This window comes from Streptomyces katrae, assembly GCF_000966975.1.
In the GTDB taxonomy this organism is placed as follows: domain Bacteria; phylum Actinomycetota; class Actinomycetes; order Streptomycetales; family Streptomycetaceae; genus Streptomyces; species Streptomyces katrae.
Window position 1 is genome coordinate 1 of sequence record NZ_JZWV01001520.1, and the last position, 2,307, is coordinate 2,307.

The following is a 2,307-nucleotide window of genomic DNA, read 5'->3' on the forward strand; positions in this document are numbered from 1 at the left end:
CCCCCACCGATCCCTTCTCCGACGTCCCCGCCACCCCCCTCGTACCCGTCCCCGCCGAGCCGGGCCTGACCCCGGACCCCGAGGACGTACCCACCACCGGGCCGACCGCGCCCGCCGACCCCTTCGGCTCCCCGACCACCAGCAGGGCACCGACCATGGCGCCGACCAGCCCCCCTACCTGGAGAGCGCCTGACCCCGCGCTGTGTCATGGTGGATCGGTGCCGAGCACCGTATCGCTGCCGGAGGACTGGCCCGCGCACCCGGACCGGTCCCTGTCACTGAACCGGATGGGCAGTTTCGACTGGGACCTGGTCACCGGGCTCATGCACCTGGACACGGCGGCCCTCGACGTCTTCGACACGCCGCCCGACGACTACGACGGGCGGCCGGAGTCGCTGTACCGGCGCGTCCCGGCCGCCGAGGCGGCCCGGCTGGACGCGCTGGTCTCCAGCGCCCTCAAGAGCGGCTCCGACAGCTACGGCGCCTACTTCCGCATCCGCTGCCGTGACGGACGGCTGCGCTGGACCCACACCCAGGGCCGCGTCATGCGCGACCCCGACGGCCGCCCCTACCGCATCATCGGCATCGTCCGCGACGCCACCGAGGAGCTGAGCCACTCCGCCGAACGCCTCGGCCTGGACGAGGAGCGCCGCCGGCAGACCTCCGTCGTCGAGTCCACCACCGCCGCGCTCGCCCACGCCCGCACCGTCAAGGACGTCATCGACGTCATCGGCGACGCGCACGGACTGGAGCGGCTCGGCTCGATGGGCATGGTGATGGGCCTGGTCGAGGCCGGCCGGATCCACCTCGTGGCGGAAGGCCCGGCGGGCAGCTTCGTCCCCGGCACGCGCTACACGCGCATCGACGAGCAGTACCCGATGAGCGAGGTCGTCCGCTCGCTCCAGCCCCGGTTCCTGGAGTCCGCCGAGGAGTTCGCCGAGGGGTACCCCGCCCTCTGGTCGAAGATCTCGTACATGCGGATCTCGGCCGCCGCCTACCTGCCGCTGATCGCCCAGGCCCGCCCGATCGGCGCCCTCGGCCTGCTCTACGAGGACAAGGAGGGATTCACCCAGGAGGAACGGAACCTGCTGGTCGCCCTGGGCAGCAGCATCGCGCAGAGCCTCCAGCGGGCCATGCTGCTGGAGCAGGAGCACGACCTCGCCGAAGGCCTCCAGCAGGCCATGCTGCCCCGCCGGATACCCGCCGTCCCCGGCGCCCAGATCGCGGTCCGCTACCGGTCCGCGCGGATGGGCCAGGACATCGGCGGCGACTGGTACGACGTCATCCCGCTGCCGGGCGGGCGCGTCGGGGCCGTCATCGGCGACGTCCAGGGCCATGACACGCACGCGGCGGCGGTGATGGGACAGCTGCGCATCGTGCTGCGCGCGTACGCCGCCGAGGGGCACTCGCCGGGCACGGTGATGGCCCGGGCCTCGGTCTTCCTGCACGAACTGGACACCGACCGCTTCGCGACGTGCACCTACGCCGAGGCCGACCTCTCCACCGGGGTCCTCCAGGTGGTCCGCGCCGGCCATATCGACCCGCTGCTGCGCACCCGGGACGGGGACTGCCGGCGGCTGCCGGTGGAGGGCGGAATGCCGCTGGGACTGTCGGCGGAGTTCGGCCGGCTGGAGTACCCGGTGACCACGGTCGAACTGGACCACCGGGAAACGCTCCTGCTGTGCACCGACGGGCTGGTGGAACAGCCCGGAGCCGACCTGGACGACGGCGTCCGGATGCTGACCTCCCTGGTCCGCGAGGGCCCGGAAGACCTCCAGCTGCTCGCCGACCGGCTGTGCGAGGTGGCCGACGAGCGGGGCGGGGACGACGACATGGCCCTCCTGCTGCTGCGCCGCGAGGGCGACGGCGCGGCGGGGGCCGGCGGCGGCCGGCTCCAGCAGCACGTGGCCCCGGGTGACCCCGAGGCCCTCGTGGCGGCCCGCCACATGATCGGCACGGCGGTGCGGGCGTGGGGGGCGCGCAGCCGGGCCGACGAGATCGAACTGGTCGCGGACGAACTGATCGTGAACGCCCTGATGCACACCGAAGGCCCCGCGATCGTGACCCTCCGCGTCCTGAGCGGACCCCAGCGCAGGCTCCGGGTGGAGGTGGAGGACCGCTCCAGCGCCCTCCCACGCCGACGGGAGGCCGGCGAGGCGGGGGTATCGGGCAGGGGCCTGATGCTGGTGGACCGGCTGGCGGACGTATGGGGGGTCGAACCGAGGGGGAGCGGCAAGTGCGTGTGGTGCGAGTTCACGGTGTAGCAGCCCCGCCCCCACCCTTCGCCCGTTCCCAGGGGCTCCGCCC

1 protein-coding gene is annotated in these 2,307 nt (G+C 73.5%); it reads left to right on the forward strand.

All coding sequences use genetic code 11. The annotated features are described in order from the left end of the window. Positions 1 to 200 precede the first annotated feature (200 nt). Positions 201 to 2,264 (forward strand): SpoIIE family protein phosphatase, encoded by a 2,064-nt coding sequence (locus VR44_RS38840; RefSeq protein WP_045952399.1) that lies wholly within the window; start codon positions 201 to 203, stop codon positions 2,262 to 2,264. The last annotated feature ends 43 nt before the right edge of the window (positions 2,265 to 2,307 follow it).